The organism is Nostoc sp. JL23, from assembly GCF_017115065.1.
GTDB classification, from domain to species: Bacteria; Cyanobacteriota; Cyanobacteriia; order Cyanobacteriales; family Nostocaceae; genus Nostoc; species Nostoc punctiforme_A.
Window position 1 is genome coordinate 116,943 of the sequence record NZ_JABXKN010000121.1, and the last position, 15,498, is coordinate 132,440.

Below are 15,498 nucleotides of genomic sequence, written 5' to 3' on the forward strand. Positions count from 1 at the left end.
GCTTTTTTAGGTGAAGATAGTTCAATTTATGCGATCAATTATTAATGCAATTACTCAAACCAGAAAATAAGAAAAATAGTCCCTTACCGTTATTGGCAGTAGGAACGTTTGGTTTACACCTATTTACCTTGCTGTTACTAATATTTCACGGGTCTATGTTACAACAGTTAGGTCGACAACTCACACCTCAAAGTTTAGTGCAACTTGTTGATGGTCATGCTATAACGGTAGACCCCCAACCCAATTTAGAGCGGCAACCAGAGACGATTCGGCGCTTTGTGGGTGAAACTATGAGTTTAATGCTTACTTGGTCACAACAACAGCCACCAACACAAGTCTGGGAAATTACCTCCCAACTGGTAGCTGATGATTTTAAAGAAAAACTTAAGTCAGAAATTACTAATTTAAATCCAGACAGCCAATTTGAAAATGTTAATAGGGGAGTGGAGAATGTCTTAGTAATCCAAAGAGTTTCTCAACCGAAAGCAATAAGTAATGGGAAGTGGAAAGTAGAGATACTTGCCAATCAATTAATTTTTAACAGTTATGATAAATTAGGGAAATCAGTTTCCTTTAATAAACAAATTTTAGTTAGAGCAATAGATCAACCTGTAACTTCACTATCAAATGCAGCACTACCGTCGCAGTTTGCAGCTTACCGCCTTGGAGAAGCCAGATTAGAAATTTATAATATATGTGAAATTAAAGATAATAATTGTTCTGGAAATCCAAACAAGGCTCTACCATGACCCGATACTCAACTCCTGCCCAAACGCCTCCCCAAAATGGATTTACTCTAACTACCGATGATCGCCAACCAGAAGTAGAATCTGTAGATTGGGAATCGCGGATGTCAAGGTTGGTCGGTTTTGAAGAAGAATCTTCTTCTAGTGACACCGAAGAATCGGAAGACTCTGCAACGCCGCCAGAGCCACTTTCTCAACCACAAGAAGTTCAGACTAAGCAAGCACTCTCATCTAATCCCTTTGCCAAGTTAGGCTTGGTAGGGGCTGCTACCTTAGCGATCGTTTTGGTAGGTGGTGTGTTTTTGTCTCAGTTGATGAGTGGCAGCAATCAAAAGCCAAAAACTATTGTTTCTCCACCAGTGCAAGAGCAGCCCACTGATGAATCCATATCTCAACAGATGGAAGGCCAAATAGATACTCTCAAAACGAAATTAGCTCTGACTGAACAAGCACAGATGGTGAAAGCTGCCCAGCAACAGCTGAGAATTGCCAAATCAACGCCGACAGTAGCCTTACAACAACCGTCAGTGAGACAGAAAGTGATCCCAACGCCCCCACCAACAGCTTACGTACCTCGGACAGTGACAGTTGAGCGCGTCATTAGAGTACCTGCTTCTCAACCTTCGCTATCACCCCAACCACCAGTTGTGAACCCCACTCAACCAGTAGTTAATATAACTCCACCAACTCCACCAAGCCCATTTGAAGAGTGGGCAAGGTTAGCAAAGTTAGGTAGCTATGGTCAAGTCAATCCTAGCAATCAACCTACTAGTAATATAGCTACTTTGGAACCTGCAAATAATGCGCAGCCGCAGCAAGAGACGCCAAACCCAGATCCTGAGCAAACCCCACAAACCTCACAAACCCCACAACAGGACAATCCTGCGGTCAGTCAAGCCCAACCGCAGGGGCAGAAATCTGTAGCAGTTGGGAGTAGTGCCAAAGCTGTGTTGGCGACAGCAATATTTGGAGAAACTAGTAATAAGTCAGGTGGTGGTGGTGATGCAGATGAAGCGAAAAACGTATTTGTAATCCGATTGAAAGAACCACTAAAATCTACCGATGGTGCGATCGCTCTACCCGCAAACACCGAATTCCTAGCTGAAATTGGTTCGCTTTCTGAACAAGGTCTTTTGCAGATGAACGTAGTCAAAGTTATCTCGCAAAATAATGGCAACCCCACAGAACGAAGCTTACCCAACAATGCAATTATTCTTCGCGGTACTCAAGGTAAGCCTTTAATCGCAAATAAATTTCCTGGTCAAAGTTCGTCTATAGCCTCGATGGATGCAGGACTATTTGTTTTGGGAGGTATTGCTAAAGCAGCAGAGCTAGTAAATCGTCCTGATACCAAACTCCTGCCTTTATATGGAGGATATGGCAACAACGCCGTCCTTAACGGCGAGAATAGCGAAAATGGCGATAGCACCAATAACCCCAACAATGGTAATGGTGTCGTCACTGGTTATACTACTGTCACCGAGAATAGACGCAACCTTGCAGCGGGGGTTCTAGAAGGTGGTATGAACTCTGTAGTACCCCAAATTGCCCAACGTAATCAACAGGCGATCGCCCAAATGTCTCAACAAGGTGGTGTTTGGTTTTTGCCAGCAGGCACAAATATTGAAATATATGTTAATCAAGCAACTCAGTTTTAAGAGGTAATATTTATACCAATTTTAGATATTTGCAACCATGAAAAAGAATATTAAATTGTCAGGAAATAACCCAAAACGTTCTTATTTCCTACCTATAGCTTCCTTAATTTTCTCGGTTGCTATGTTCTTCTTGGTAGGTCGCGCCGTAGCTAATAACGCCGTTCTGCGTTCCATCTTTTCCTGTCAAGCACAAGGTTTAGGGGGACTAGTACCTACAGTTGATGTCTGGTATCAACAAGGAACAAACTTAAGCTTTATTCCGGCTGGAGAAGTAATTAAAAAAGTTTGGTTAAATGACCCATCACAGGTAACTATGGATTTTGATGGGCCAGTATGTATGCAGTTTGGTCAAGAAGCTAATAGTAGTTCAGGAGATTGTAAAAACTCCGCAGCAAATGTAATTCAACTCAGACGAATTCAAAAACTGGATATTCCTGGACTTCCTGCCACTAGCAATACACTTTTAACAGTTGTTACCGAAGCGCAAGGTAAAAACAAGTTGTATACTTTTCGAGTGATATATAAAACAGATGCTCCTGAATACCACACCTTAGCAGTTTTTCCCGATCCTTCTGGTCAGGAAGGAGCTTGTTCAAGAGTTTTACAATAAAGTTCTAGCAAAATTACCCGATAGCCACAGAAGTTTTGCCTCGACAAAAAGCGTTGATGCCTACGTATGTCTGCATTGTGGCCGATCAAAAGCCCTGCCATAATTCCCTGCTTCTAAAAAAGGGTTAGGGAAGATTTAAGTCTTTGGGCAGTTTTTTTCTTTAAATAGCACGGTTAAGATAACGTGTGGGCTACTACTGTAGTGCAATCAATTGAAAAACGCTATAACTTAACAGATTTAACTGACTCAGGCATTTTTAGCCGACATCTTTATAAATCTTCAGACAAAAACTAACCACAAATTCCAAAATCGTGTAAATATAAAGAAAAGCTTAAGAGGTTACAGGCTCATGGTGACAGCGAAAATGATGCAACAGCTTTGGGCTGTAATCGAGTCTACCCAGGTCAACACCCTACTCCAGTTTGACGATGCTGCTTTAGTACAATTGCTTCTCCAGCAGTTAAAAGCCAAGCAAGGGCTTGATGCTCAGTCAGATAGTACTCTCAATACTTATATAAAATCTAAACTGCCCCTAATTCGTGATACGGCTGAAGGTCGATTATCTTTAGGGCAAGGCGGCAATCATTAGTCCGAAAAATCAAATTATTGCTCGCTGCCAAGCATACGCTCAGAGTTCAAACAGTGGAATATTATGAATAACTGGCTAGTAATTGCCCTAGTAGCTTATCTAATTGGAGCAGCGATTGAAGGGGTGAGTGCAGCCAGTCAGCTATCTCATTCAATGCCAGAATTAGCTAAACAGACACAAGCTCATCCTTCAGAGTCTGATACTGGGTCTAGTTCAAGTTGGCGAGTTGTGGCCGCCATCGCCTCAGTCAGTATTTGTGGAGCTTTTTTGTGGCCTTGCCGCCTTTTCCACCGTTTAATTAAAGGCAACGTTCGTTCGTAATTCTAAAACATAAATACAGTAATTCTGGAAGAAGCTCTCCCCATCTGAGAGAAGAGTTTTGAGTTTGACTCCCGCTTACCTATCATGCAGTTTGTTCGGGTTCTGTCGCTACAGGTTGCCCAATTTTCGGCTCCGTTCCCGCAAACAGTCGTTCAATATTAGTGCGATGGCGCAAAATCACATACAATCCACCAGCAATCCCAAACAGAATATAGGGTAAGGGTTGATGCAAAATTACCATGAAAATGGAAACTGCGATCGCACCTGCAATTGAACTTAAAGAGACAATCCGCGATATCGCCACAACGATGGCAAACACACCCGCTGTTGCTAAACCTACCTGCCAACTCATTGCCAACAAAATCCCCAAGCTGATAGCAACAGATTTACCACCGGTAAAGCCCAAAAAAATTGATTTACTATGTCCCAGGATGGCAGCTAACCCAGATATTGTTACTAACCACGGTTGCCACAGTTGTGCATCTACTGTTGGAGGGATATAATTTTTAATTGGTTCAAAGTTAAACAACCAATAAACTAGAGCGATCGCTAATGCTCCCTTTAAAGAATCAAGTACTAAAACCAATGCTCCTGGCCCTTTGCCCAAGGTTCTTAGTACATTAGTTGCGCCAGTAGAACCTGAACCAACTTCCCGAATATCAATACCTTTTAACTGCTTCACAGCAATGTAGCCAGTGGGAAAAGAACCCAGCAGGTAAGCTATGACCACAATTGCTCCGCACAGAGTTAACCAAATAGCCATAATACAATTCAAAATTTAAAATTCAAAAAAGTCAAGAGGTATTACTCTTGACCAATGACCAATGACCAATAACTCATTTAAAAATCATCATCATAGTTTCTCACTATTTTGGGGTCAGGAGCAAAGGCTAACCACAGGGGAAATTGCAGCAGTGACAGACTAATTTGTTCTTCTGAATCGTCAATAATAATCAAAGGCAATTGATTGGCTTTCGTCAATCGGTCTGCTTTTTGAGCGAGAGCGTCAGATGCCTCAAATAATACCACACCCCGGTCTGGGCCGAAATCTGGGCGACCGATTCCCAGACAATCTTGCAAGCCACGCCGCCATTCACCTAATCGCTCCGGTGTATTAGCTAAGACTAAAGTACGGACGCGATCGCCATACAGCTTGTGTAATATCGAAATTGCAGCTGAGGCAATCAGAATATTTTGTAAGCGGCTACCCATTGTCCGCAAACCGCCCCTTCCTCCTTGAGTAAAAAACCAGTTGGAGATTCGTTCAGCGTGGATTGGTTCAAAGGTACGGCGTAGTTGCCACGGTGGTCCGTAGTAATCTGGTTTATTGCGGTATTGATCGATTAGGCGGCGAATTTGTTTTGTAGTATCTTGAAACTGCTGTTGGGCAAATTGGGGTATTCCAGGTTGGGGTTCGGCTGGTTTAGCCTCTTTTACAGCTGGTTTTTCTCGTTCTACCACAGTTGGGGTCAGTTGCAACTGTTCAGCGGCAACAGCCAAATCTTGTAAACTACCCGTGAGATAGTCTTTAAAACCCTGCACCCGAATTGCCAAGTCTTGGGATGCACCAGCAAAAGTGGTTCGCATCTCATTGCGGATACGTTCTTGACGGCGTTCTAGTTGTTCTACAGAAATTTGCAGGGTTTGTTTGCGTTGTTCTAACTGTACTAGCGACTCTTGCACGAGTCGCCCCAGTGAGGTTTGAGTTTCACTTACCTGTGCCTGAAGCTTTTCGTAAGAAGCTTGCAGCTTGGCTATTTCTGACTTGAGAGCTACTTCAGCACTCTGCAACTCTGCTATCCGCTGTTCTGCTTCTACATATAATAAATGATTTCCTGATTCTATTTCAGACCCCAAGGCGGCATTTTCCACTTCTAATTGCGCTACAAACTCGCCATTTGAATTTTCTGTTAGTTCTACTGTCGAATCTACCACTTCTGCATTGGAAATGAGTGGCTCAAAATTTGTGTACTCCTCTGATGAGCTAATGGCTTTTGTGTCTACCACTGACTCAACTGATGGATTTACTGGATGTTCACCTGCATTGTTCTCTTCTGCTTTTTCTGTCAACTGCTCATCAATTGGTTCTGGGGTTTGAGATGCCTCTGGGTTCATAAACAATAGTGTAATTCCTATGACGCGAATAAATAGCTTTCAGAAATATTACAATTGACCTGCCATAAAAGTCCTGAGCATGAGTGCTGAGTTCTGAGTCTATATCAAAACGACTCAGCACAGATGGCACTCAGCACTAAATACGCGGACAACGTTGTTCTAAGCAAGTTTTCAAGGTGTTGGGGTCAAATAAAATCGGCAAAAAGTGAATACTTTTAATTTCTTTAAAGTAAAACAAAATGGGGACTCTATTCCAAAATATCCGCCAGTTTTGCCATTCCTGGTAGGGAAAGCGCCGAATCAATTTTTCGCCTCTGTAAATATCTAAATCGGTAACGGTAAATTGCAAACGCAACGTTAACGCCTGAAACATGAGAAACAAACCAAACAGCGTAAAAACGGAGCCTACCCACGGTTGTACCAACAGTAGTGGAATCGCGGCAATCACCAACACTATGGGTATATTGTAACTAGGCTTGAGTTCCACAGTTGATGTGGAGTTAGAAGCAAATGAGCTGGTCACAGTTTTAAATCCTGCTTTGTTTAGTAGGCATCTCTCCTATTTTAGGAGTCAGGAGTTAGAAGTTAGAGTTAAGAGTGAGGAATTTTAACTCATAACTCCTCACTTCTCACTTCTAACTTTTATAGCCCTATGAATGCACTGCCAGTCCCCTGAAACATTAACCAAGAAAGAAAGAAGTTGCTCACAAATATAATCAGCAAGGCAGTCACAACAGCAGTTGTAGTTGACTGTCCTACACCTTTAGCACCTCCTGTTGTCGTCAACCCCCAACTGCAACCAATTACAGCGATTAAAATCCCAAAACAACACGCCTTGATCATGGCGCTTAAAATATCCCAGATACCAAGAAAATTACGGGCTGAGTCTAGAAATACTGTATCAGACAGGTTGTAGATATTTGTCGCAATGATGAATCCTCCGAACATCCCCGTTATCAAAGATAGGAGGGTTAAAATTGGTAACATTAAACAGCAAGCAATAACGCGGGGAATAACTAGATAATCGATTGGGTCGGTTTTTAACATCAACATGGCATCGATTTGCTCTGAGACTCGCATGGTACCGATTTCTGCTGCAAAGGCAGAACCGACTCGTCCCGCCAAAACTACTGCTGTCAACACAGGAGAGAGTTCTCGTGTCAACGCTATAGAAAGCACTCCGCCGATAATGTTTCCGGCGCCAAAGTTGATAAATTCCCGCGCCACCTGAATGGTAAACACTGCACCAACGAAAATAGCCGTCAATAGGGCAATAAATAAGGAATCTGGCCCAACTGCTGCCATTTGTTCTAAGGTGTTACGCCGATGGATTTTGCCTCTCAATAGGTGAACTAGTACTTGCCCACCCAGAAAAATCGCCGCCAGCAAACGCTGACTCCATTCCCCTAAACTGGATTTGGATGTAGTCTGGTTCAATGTTCTGCTGTAGCTAACTCGGTAACTGCCTTAAGAATAGCGGAAGTCATGGGAATGGGGAATGGGGAATGATGAAGAGGACAAGGGGACAAGGGGACAAGGGGACAAGGGGAAAGACTTGTTGCAATTTCTCTCCCCTGCCCCTCTGCCCTCATCTCCCTACTCCCTCAAGACGGCTAAATATTAACTTAGATTAAAGATGTTCTCAGAAAATGAAGCTGTTCTTAAACGTGCTGTAAGGCAATAAATAAGTAGTACACTTGGCTATAACCTCCATTTTGCAAGGTTTTTGTAGATTTGAATTGCCTTTTATATCCCCAGCATAGGCTGTAACTGCTACCCGTTTATTTTAATGAAAACTTAAGATTTTTGACAGATTCGCTGCTCTGGAGCGATCGCTCGTATTGTAGAAAATGACAAACCGCTATCTTGCTTTTGTCATCTCTACTCACGGAGTTTGTCTTAAATGACTATTTTTACTAACTTTCTCCGCTCCCTACTACTTACAATCATTTTTAGTTTTGTCGTTCCCATGTTCCTCGTTGGCGGCGGATTCCTTTTTCTATCCCTCATCAGTAACATCCCTGGCTTACAAGATTTAACCGAGGCGATCGCAACTCAGATTATGCATTTTCTCGCCACCTTCGGCAGTGGAACTCCCCTACGCGGATTATTTGTAATTAGCTTGACCTTTAGTTTCGTTGGCGCACTGTTTGATATGTTCGTATATTATCGGTATCAAATTTTACGTATAGATTCTTGAGTAGTGGAATCGCTTGATCAGGAGATTATTGGGCTGTAGAAGACAGGAAAAAGTGATATTTCCCAGAGTGAAAGTACTACTAGTACAACACGGCGGAAATAGAGCAACCATTTAAAATCTTTAAAGAGCTTATTCCATAACACTTTTGACTTTTGACTTTTAACTTTTGACTTCCGCCTTGCGGTACTAGTCTTAACCTAAATAGAGATTAGTGTTGCTGAATGAATTTGTATTAATTAAATTGAGTGTCGAAGTAATTGATTAAATATTTATATATTCATTAGTTATTAGTTATTAATTACTGACAACTAGTAAACGTGTGCGACCTTAGTAAAACCAGTCCTCAAATATTCAAAAAGCCAGAATAACAAGGCATTGAGAGCTTTTAATTTTGCAAAATAGCTAAAATAGTCTTTCTAAATCATCAGGTTAACGCTAAACTAGAGTTTGGCATTTTATGCTAGCTGTAATCTTTGAGGATTTGATTAGTATTAATCGAGAATATCAAATAAAACTCACTGAAAAGTATAAAAATTTCCTTAAAATTCTGATGAACACAATGCTTGCTCATGTTTCTTAACAGAGGAAAGCAGGTCGTCTGACCGTTGGGGATCTTATATTGAATTTATTACGAGGTATGTTGACAGCTCATGGTTTGGCCGTTTAAGCCCAAGTTTAGAAAACAAATTGCGCGGATTGAAATTACTGGTGCGATCGGTAGTGCTACTCGCAAACGCGTCCTAGAAGCTCTGAAAACTGTAGAAGAAAAAAAGTTTCCGGCATTATTGCTACGTATCGATAGCCCTGGCGGTACAGTCGGAGATTCTCAAGAAATCTACAGTGCCCTGAAGCGTTTGCGCGAGAAAATCAAAATAGTTGCTAGCTTTGGCAATATTTCGGCTTCTGGAGGAGTCTACATCGGCGTGGGAGCCGAATACATCGTTGCCAACCCAGGTACGATTACGGGTAGTATTGGTGTGATTTTGCGTGGGAATAACTTGGAACGCTTGCTAGAAAAAATCGGTGTTTCCTTCCAGGTAATTAAGTCTGGCCCTTACAAAGACATTTTGGCTTTCGATCGGCAACTGACCGAACCAGAAGAACACATCCTGCAAGAGTTGATTGACACAAGTTATCAGCAGTTTGTCCAAACGGTAGCTGATGGACGTTCTTTAACGGTAGAAGCTGTGAAAAGTTTCGCTGATGGTCGGATTTTTACTGGACAGCAAGCCCTAGCCTTGGGTGTTGTAGACCGCCTGGGTACAGAAGAAGATGCCCGTCGTTGGACAGCAGAACTGGTTGGTCTCGATCCAGAAAAAACTCTCTGCTATACCCTAGAAGAACGTAAACCCTTATTGAGTCGTTTTATACCAGGAAGTCGTCAGTTTTCATCAGGAATTGGGGCTGGTATTGATTGGCTCGAATTTGAAATGTCTACTAGTGGTTTACCTCTGTGGTTATATCGACCCTGATATGAGTTAGGAGTTATGAGTGAGGAGTTATGAGTTAACAGTCTTAACTTCTCATTCTCAACTCCTAACTCCTCACTTTTGTGTTTTAAGGAGGATTTTGGCGTGGACTGGCAAATGCGGGCTATTCGCGGAGCAACAACCGCTTCAGAAAATACTGTTGAGACAATCCAAGAGGTAGTTACAGAACTACTAAATGAACTGGAAAACCGGAATCAATTCCAGCCCAAGGACATTATTAGTGTGACTTTTTCAGTGACACGCGATTTGGATGCAGTTTTTCCAGCTGCGATCGCAAGAGCGCGTCCTGGTTGGGATAATGTGGCTATGTTGGATGTGCAGCAAATGCACGTCGAAGGCAGCTTACAGCGCTGCATTCGCTTTTTAATCCACGCTTATCTGCCAGCCTCCGCCTCAATTCATCATATTTATTTACGCAACGCCGCTAGCTTGCGTCCCGACTGGAGTTTGCCTCAGACTTTACAAGCATCACAGCAAGCAGTTAAGTCAAAAGTGTAAGAATACTTAATATTTTTTAAGATGAAATCCAGTTTTCCAACTGCAAATTAGAAATGCGGCTGTAGTGACGAATATTGTTTGTTACTAAAGTGTAATTTTCTGCAACTGCAACACTAGCAATTAGTAAATCAAATTCAGCAATAGTTTGTCCTATTCTACGGAGTTCTGCCTTTAATTCACCATACTTTCTAAGGGCAGGATCGGTTAAAGGTAGAACGGGTAAGTTTTGAATAAATTCTTCTGCACGAGTTAAATTTTCCACTACTCGTTGAGAATTATAAGCACCGAAATACAACTCAGCAACCGTGATACTGCAAATACAAATTTGCTCCCATCCTATTTCTCTAACTTTAGTTTTGACTGGATTAATATCTTTAATCCAATAAATGCAGGTATCGGTATCAAGTAAATAAGTCATAGGCTAATGTCATTGTTAGAAATAGTACGGCTATCATAAATATCTTTGACTATTTCCTCAGCAGTACGTTCATCTTCCCAAGGGCCAAGCCTTTCCATAAACGTGTCTAGTGGATGCGATTTTGGCTGCTGCTCAGATGAGAGGATGATTTCATTTACTATCAATTGATTTGCTTCTGTAACTCCTAATTTTTTGGTTTCCTCTTTAGCTATAACCATAATTTGCATCAAGGTTATAGCCTGACGCAGAACATCACCTTTATTTGTGCCTATTTTATTTGCTAGTTCGTCTAATATCTGATTTAGTTCAGGTGACAAATCTAAGTTTAAGCGAACCATCTTTTGACTGTTAGTCATGGTTCCATCCTTACGTAAAATTTTAATTACATTATAGTTGGCTGAGGCTGCAAGATTGATAGCGATGATTCAAGAACTTGATCGGGTTATTTTGACTAGTGATATCCCAGAACATAGTTTAGAAGAGGGTGATATAGGTACACTTGTTTTAGTGCATCAGGGTGGCAAAGGATATGAAGTTGAATTTGTCACATTGGATGTTGAAACTGTTGCAATTGTTTCACTCCACAGCATACAAATACATCCCATGGGTAGAAAATAAATTGTGCGATCGCGGCTGATAATCTAATTTATAATGGCATACAGCCAAATAATATTTTAAAATTTAAAATATATTACTTGACACCAGAGGCTAGAGAAAATCAGTATTAAGAAAATTATTATACACAAGGTAAGAATATTACCTCGTCATGAGGCGATGTGTATTACTAAATATAAAAATAGCTTTATCTTGTTATTTAGTTTTAGCTAAAAAAGTAAAAAATACTTCCTACAGCAGCGCCTACTATACCACCAATTGCAGCACCGATTGGCCCACCAACTACTGCTCCAGCACTTGCACCCGCAGCTGCTAAAGCTGGAATAACCTCTATAAGTTTTTTCTTAATTAATTCTTTTTGTATGCCATTAAATATAAAATCATTAGCATTAAATTCATTATCCTTATCTTCTTTGTCTTGATTTGTAAATTTTGATTGATTATAAAAAGTCCAGTTGGGATCTCTATTAGGTTTATTAGATTGTGTTTTATTTATTCTAGGAGCGGTTGCCATCAAAAAAGGTATAGCACCTCTTTCAGACATTGTTATAAATACTTGTGTATACAATTCTTCTAACCATCTTTTGCCATCTGGTGTTGTTTGGCTTTTATTATCTACAGCAACTGAGGGGATTTTATTTGCAATTTCATTACCTGTATGTTTTGCAATTTCATCTCTAATACGCTTAGTTCTTTCCCGTAATTCTTCTAAATAGTCGTCAGCTTTATTAGCGCGTGTGAAAATAATTATAGAATGTTCCCAAACTTTTGGTGTGAATGCTTCTGAAATAATTTGTATACCTTTTTTTTCATCTTCACCAACTCTTGAGTCATCAAGACGAGTTACAAACCAAAGTAAATCTATTTGCTTGACTTGATTTTGAATTAATTCTATATACTTTTGGTTATTTCCTTTTTCTGGGATATCATCACACAGTCCAGGTGTATCAATTATTGAACATTTAACACCATTTATTTCATGCTCATATTCCTGAACTTCCATTGTTGTAGCATCATATTTGCCTACAGGAGCAATTTCCTGATTCAGTAATGAATTAACAGTACTAGATTTACCAACACCTGTTTTACCTAGTAAAACAAATACGAACTTTTTGTCTTGAGATAGCTGTAGTTTATCAATTAATAAACTTAACAATTCTCCAAAAGAAGAAGAGATAGATTCTTTGCTTGCTGCCAAGTTTTTTGTAATTTCATCCACGAGCTTTTTAGCTGTCTCATTAAGCATATAATTTATATTGTTAATTAATTTTTATATATACTAATAAATTAAAATGATAAAAATAACCGTAAATATACGCCTTAAAATGCTAATCTATGGCGTCTATCTGCGTGTATGTTAGGTTAAACTTCAGACTTTTCTACTTACAAAATCCAGCTTAATGAACTAACCCAATCGCACTTTTCCTCAAGTCTACACATTCCCCACGCCTCCAGATAAAAATATCACCCTTCGTCCTAGTTCAAAAATCAAGTTTTGCGACTTGTAAAGTAAGTTTCTGACTCGTAAACTAACTTTTGCGACTCCAAAAGCAGCTTTTGCGACTCCAAAACCAGCTTTTATTAAAGAATTTCAGCAAATCTACTCCCATTTTTCCTGTCTACTAAGTTCTCTTCAATAAAAAACGCAAATATACGCATTCCGACGCAATTTTCAGCGTTTCTATACGTATAAATGCGATAAAAGTAGAAACAATTCCAGCTTTATAGCGCTTCTCGGTTGATCCAATACAGACCTAACCCCCAGCCCCTTCCCTACAAGGGAAGGGGAGCAAGATTCAAAGCCTCTCTCCTTTTAGGAGAGAGGTTTGGAGAGAGGTCAGAGTGTATTGTATCCACGCGAGAACCGCTATATTTAATGGGCGTTGCTAAATCTAGGGATGAATATCTCACGCAAAAGAAAATTCAATAAAATCATCCCGCATTTATGCAACATCATTTAATGCACTAATGCGATCGCACGTTTTGTCAACGCTTCCGCAGTCAATCCATTAAACGCCATCAACTCGCCAGCACTGGCTGTAGTCTCCCCACGCTTCCACGCGAAGGTGTCGCGCTTGGCTGTACTACGTAACAGAATAGGTTCTAACATCCCCGCTGCACCACCAGTAACAGCAATTAACGCATCGCCATCAAATAATTCGGCAAATTTCGCATCATCTAAGAAACCGCCTTCGGGTTCAGAACAAGTATCCCAAGCAGTATCGTGGCTACGGTACAATTGCCGAGGATTGATCACAGTAACTATCTTCACGCCAATACCTTCAGTTTCCAAGAAAGCAGCAGCTTCAAATACTGGTATTAATGTTAAATCGCCAATCACAGCAAATACAACTTGTCTATCACCAGCAACTTCATGTAATAACACTGCACCATCGCGTAACCCTTGACGAGTTTGTTCTAAAGTTGTGCGAATTGGCAATGGCGATTTACTAGCTGTAATCACAACTCCCTTATTCTTAGTTTTCAATGCCCAGTCATAACAGGCTTGAATACTATTAGCATCAGGCGGAAATAATGGGAAAACATTTCCATTTCGCATCAACGAAGCAAAGTAAGCTTCAATTTCTGGACGTTGGTGAGTCCAACCGTTGCGTCCTTGCTCTAATGCGCCTGCTGTGAATAAAGTAATAGTCGAAGGAGTTTGACGGCGCAATTCTGCCATTGCTTGAGTCACAGTTTGCCAAATTGGTAATCCGTTGATGGCAAAAGATTCGTAAGAACACCACAAAGTTCTCGCACCCATTAACGCCAAACCCGCAGCTAAACCGGCACAAGCATCTTCACTCAATGGTTCATAAACTTGTCCATTTGGTGCTTGGTTATATAAGTCGTCGGTTGTGGGATGGATAATCTTTAATGCTTGGTTGATGTTGGCAATTCCTGATGCTTCGTTACCATCAGCGTTGGTGACAAGGAAATTTTGATCTTTATTTCCAACTATTCCTACTAATCGTCCCATCGCAGCTGTGGAAACTTTAGGTTCACCTCCAACTGCATATTCTTCTAAAGGTAATTCGCCTAATTCTGCTAATGGAAATTCAAATTCTGTAACTACAGTTTTTGCTGCTGGGCCACCACCGGCGCGTTCGGCATTTGTTCTGACTAATTGCCAAGCTTCCGCAGATAAAGCGCGGGTTTGCAATGCACTAATAATGTGCGGCGCATCCAGCGTATCTTTAGGATATAAGTTGTGAGATTTTGCACCCCGCGCGTGGACTCCTGCACCTTTGAGTTGTTTAATAATGAAGACGGTAAGTTTACCACCAAGGGCCGATCGCGCTGCTTTATCTACACCCGAAAGTACTGCTTGAGTGAATTCTAGACGTTTCTCAAAAGAAAAGGCGGTACTATCAACGTAATCCCCTGGCTGGTTTTGATCGTCAAAATCTTTGGCATCCACTAACACGACTTCATCAAAACCGTTACCTTGCCAATATGCTTGCATCTGTTCATTGGTTTTAAGAGAAACCATGCTGTGATGTTCTTGGCTGTAACCGTTCCACACCAATACCGGCAAGAAATTAGTGACAGCAGGATAAGCAGTATGGAAATGTGCGATCGCACTTACAATATAAGGCTCACCCAATCCACCATCCCCAACTGTAAAGGGGAACAATTTATCTTTGTGTAACAGTGCAGCCGCCATTGCAAAGTGTTGCCCTTGTCCCAAAGGTCCCGCAGGTGCAAGAATACCGGGGATAAAACCAGAAAGGTGTCCTAAAAGTCCGTGCTTTTCTCGGAAGCGATCGCGCAATTGTTGGACTGTAAAAATTCCCATGTCCTCTAGCGAACGATCCAAGAACATGGCACTATAAAATCCGGGGGCGTGGTGTCCGACTTCGGTAATAATGTTCTTGTATCCCAGCATGACAAGAGATGCGTAAGCTTCTGCTTGGCTGGCGAATCCGCCGGGATGCCCAGAAGCTTTAGTAGCAGTAACTTGCAAAGTCAGGTAGCGCAGGGCATCGGCAGCAAGTAAAGTTTGATATACAGCTGCTTTATCTGTGGTCGATGCGATCGCGATTTTGCCCGACTCGATAGCAGGTGTTGCACCATGAGTTTCAAAATCTGGTAATGCTTCACCAAAATATTGAATTCCTTCAGAAAAATTGGGAAGCGCTGAAGATGCTTTTGCGGAGATTGCAGTCATGCTGAGTACCTTTTGACGGTGAGGTGAAACTGTAGATGCTCGTTGAATTTAACCAAAATTTTACATC

The 15,498-nt window shown here is 41.2% G+C and carries 17 protein-coding genes; 9 read left to right on the plus strand and 8 right to left on the minus strand.

The features are described from left to right. Positions 1–44 precede the first annotated feature (44 nt). The 5 genes from HWQ42_RS24350 (at position 45) to HWQ42_RS24370 (ending at position 3,924) form a co-directional block, all read left to right on the plus strand. Positions 45–749 (plus strand): hypothetical protein, encoded by a 705-nt coding sequence (locus HWQ42_RS24350; RefSeq protein ID WP_292735891.1) that lies wholly within the window; start codon positions 45–47, stop codon positions 747–749. Continuing rightward, a complete protein-coding gene (locus HWQ42_RS24355) occupies positions 746–2,404 on the plus strand; it encodes a TrbI/VirB10 family protein (protein WP_292816809.1) in 1,659 nt (552 codons plus the stop codon). Before HWQ42_RS24350 ends, HWQ42_RS24355 begins: the two co-directional genes overlap by 4 nt. 37 nt (positions 2,405–2,441) lie before the next feature. Next, the gene (locus HWQ42_RS24360; RefSeq protein WP_292816811.1) at positions 2,442–3,014 is read left to right on the plus strand and encodes a hypothetical protein; all 573 of its coding nucleotides are present in this window, start codon (positions 2,442–2,444) and stop codon (positions 3,012–3,014) included. Positions 3,015–3,363: 349 nt separating this feature from the next. Continuing rightward, entirely contained in the window at positions 3,364–3,603 is a 240-nt protein-coding gene (locus HWQ42_RS24365) for a hypothetical protein (RefSeq protein ID WP_292735900.1), read from the plus strand. Positions 3,604–3,666: 63 nt separating this feature from the next. Then, positions 3,667–3,924: a hypothetical protein gene (locus HWQ42_RS24370; RefSeq protein WP_292816813.1), complete on the plus strand. Its 258-nt coding sequence runs from the start codon at positions 3,667–3,669 to the stop codon at positions 3,922–3,924. Between the two features lie 82 nt (positions 3,925–4,006). On the opposite strand, the gene plsY is transcribed toward HWQ42_RS24370, so the two are convergent. From plsY to HWQ42_RS24390, 4 genes are all read right to left on the minus strand, one after another. Next, positions 4,007–4,687, minus strand: a complete 681-nt coding sequence (gene plsY, locus HWQ42_RS24375) for a glycerol-3-phosphate 1-O-acyltransferase PlsY (RefSeq protein ID WP_292816815.1) — start codon at positions 4,685–4,687, stop codon at positions 4,007–4,009. Between the two features lie 77 nt (positions 4,688–4,764). Continuing rightward, positions 4,765–6,039, minus strand: coding sequence for a DUF3086 domain-containing protein (locus HWQ42_RS24380; protein ID WP_292816817.1), 1,275 nt, complete (start codon positions 6,037–6,039; stop codon positions 4,765–4,767). Between the two features lie 136 nt (positions 6,040–6,175). Further along, a complete protein-coding gene (locus tag HWQ42_RS24385; protein WP_094350673.1) occupies positions 6,176–6,562 on the minus strand; it encodes a DUF3119 family protein in 387 nt (128 codons plus the stop codon). 119 nt (positions 6,563–6,681) lie between these two features. Continuing rightward, a complete protein-coding gene (locus HWQ42_RS24390; protein ID WP_094350672.1) occupies positions 6,682–7,476 on the minus strand; it encodes an MlaE family lipid ABC transporter permease subunit in 795 nt (264 codons plus the stop codon). A gap of 466 nt (positions 7,477–7,942) precedes the next feature. Between HWQ42_RS24390 and HWQ42_RS24395 the strand changes: the two genes are divergently transcribed. From HWQ42_RS24395 to aroH, 3 genes are all read left to right on the plus strand, one after another. After that, positions 7,943–8,239, plus strand: coding sequence for a hypothetical protein (locus tag HWQ42_RS24395; protein ID WP_292816819.1), 297 nt, complete (start codon positions 7,943–7,945; stop codon positions 8,237–8,239). A gap of 650 nt (positions 8,240–8,889) precedes the next feature. After that, positions 8,890–9,711, plus strand: coding sequence for a signal peptide peptidase SppA (gene sppA / locus HWQ42_RS24400; protein ID WP_292816821.1), 822 nt, complete (start codon positions 8,890–8,892; stop codon positions 9,709–9,711). Between the two features lie 102 nt (positions 9,712–9,813). Further along, entirely contained in the window at positions 9,814–10,227 is a 414-nt protein-coding gene (gene aroH / locus HWQ42_RS24405) for a chorismate mutase (protein ID WP_292735923.1), read from the plus strand. A gap of 16 nt (positions 10,228–10,243) precedes the next feature. Here aroH and HWQ42_RS24410 read toward each other — a convergent pair whose 3' ends face one another. Both HWQ42_RS24410 and HWQ42_RS24415 read right to left on the minus strand, forming a co-directional pair. Next, the gene (locus tag HWQ42_RS24410) at positions 10,244–10,645 is read right to left on the minus strand and encodes a type II toxin-antitoxin system VapC family toxin (RefSeq protein ID WP_292816823.1); all 402 of its coding nucleotides are present in this window, start codon (positions 10,643–10,645) and stop codon (positions 10,244–10,246) included. Further along, complete coding sequence (locus HWQ42_RS24415; RefSeq protein ID WP_292816825.1) at positions 10,642–11,001, minus strand: hypothetical protein; 360 nt, start codon at positions 10,999–11,001, stop codon at positions 10,642–10,644. The genes HWQ42_RS24410 and HWQ42_RS24415 overlap by 4 nt, the downstream gene beginning before the upstream one ends. Before the next feature lie 64 nt (positions 11,002–11,065). Here HWQ42_RS24415 and HWQ42_RS24420 point away from each other — a divergent pair, with 64 nt between their 5' ends. Beyond that, on the plus strand, positions 11,066–11,263 hold the full coding sequence (locus HWQ42_RS24420; protein WP_292816827.1) for a DUF4926 domain-containing protein: 198 nt from the start codon (positions 11,066–11,068) through the stop codon (positions 11,261–11,263). A gap of 202 nt (positions 11,264–11,465) precedes the next feature. Here HWQ42_RS24420 and HWQ42_RS24425 read toward each other — a convergent pair whose 3' ends face one another. Continuing rightward, on the minus strand, positions 11,466–12,506 hold the full coding sequence (locus tag HWQ42_RS24425; protein WP_292816829.1) for a GTPase: 1,041 nt from the start codon (positions 12,504–12,506) through the stop codon (positions 11,466–11,468). Between the two features lie 711 nt (positions 12,507–13,217). Further along, positions 13,218–15,431 carry a phosphoketolase gene (locus HWQ42_RS24430; RefSeq protein ID WP_292816831.1) on the minus strand — a complete coding sequence of 738 codons (2,214 nt, stop codon included), beginning with the start codon at positions 15,429–15,431 and terminating at the stop codon, positions 13,218–13,220. Positions 15,432–15,498: the final 67 nt, after the last annotated feature.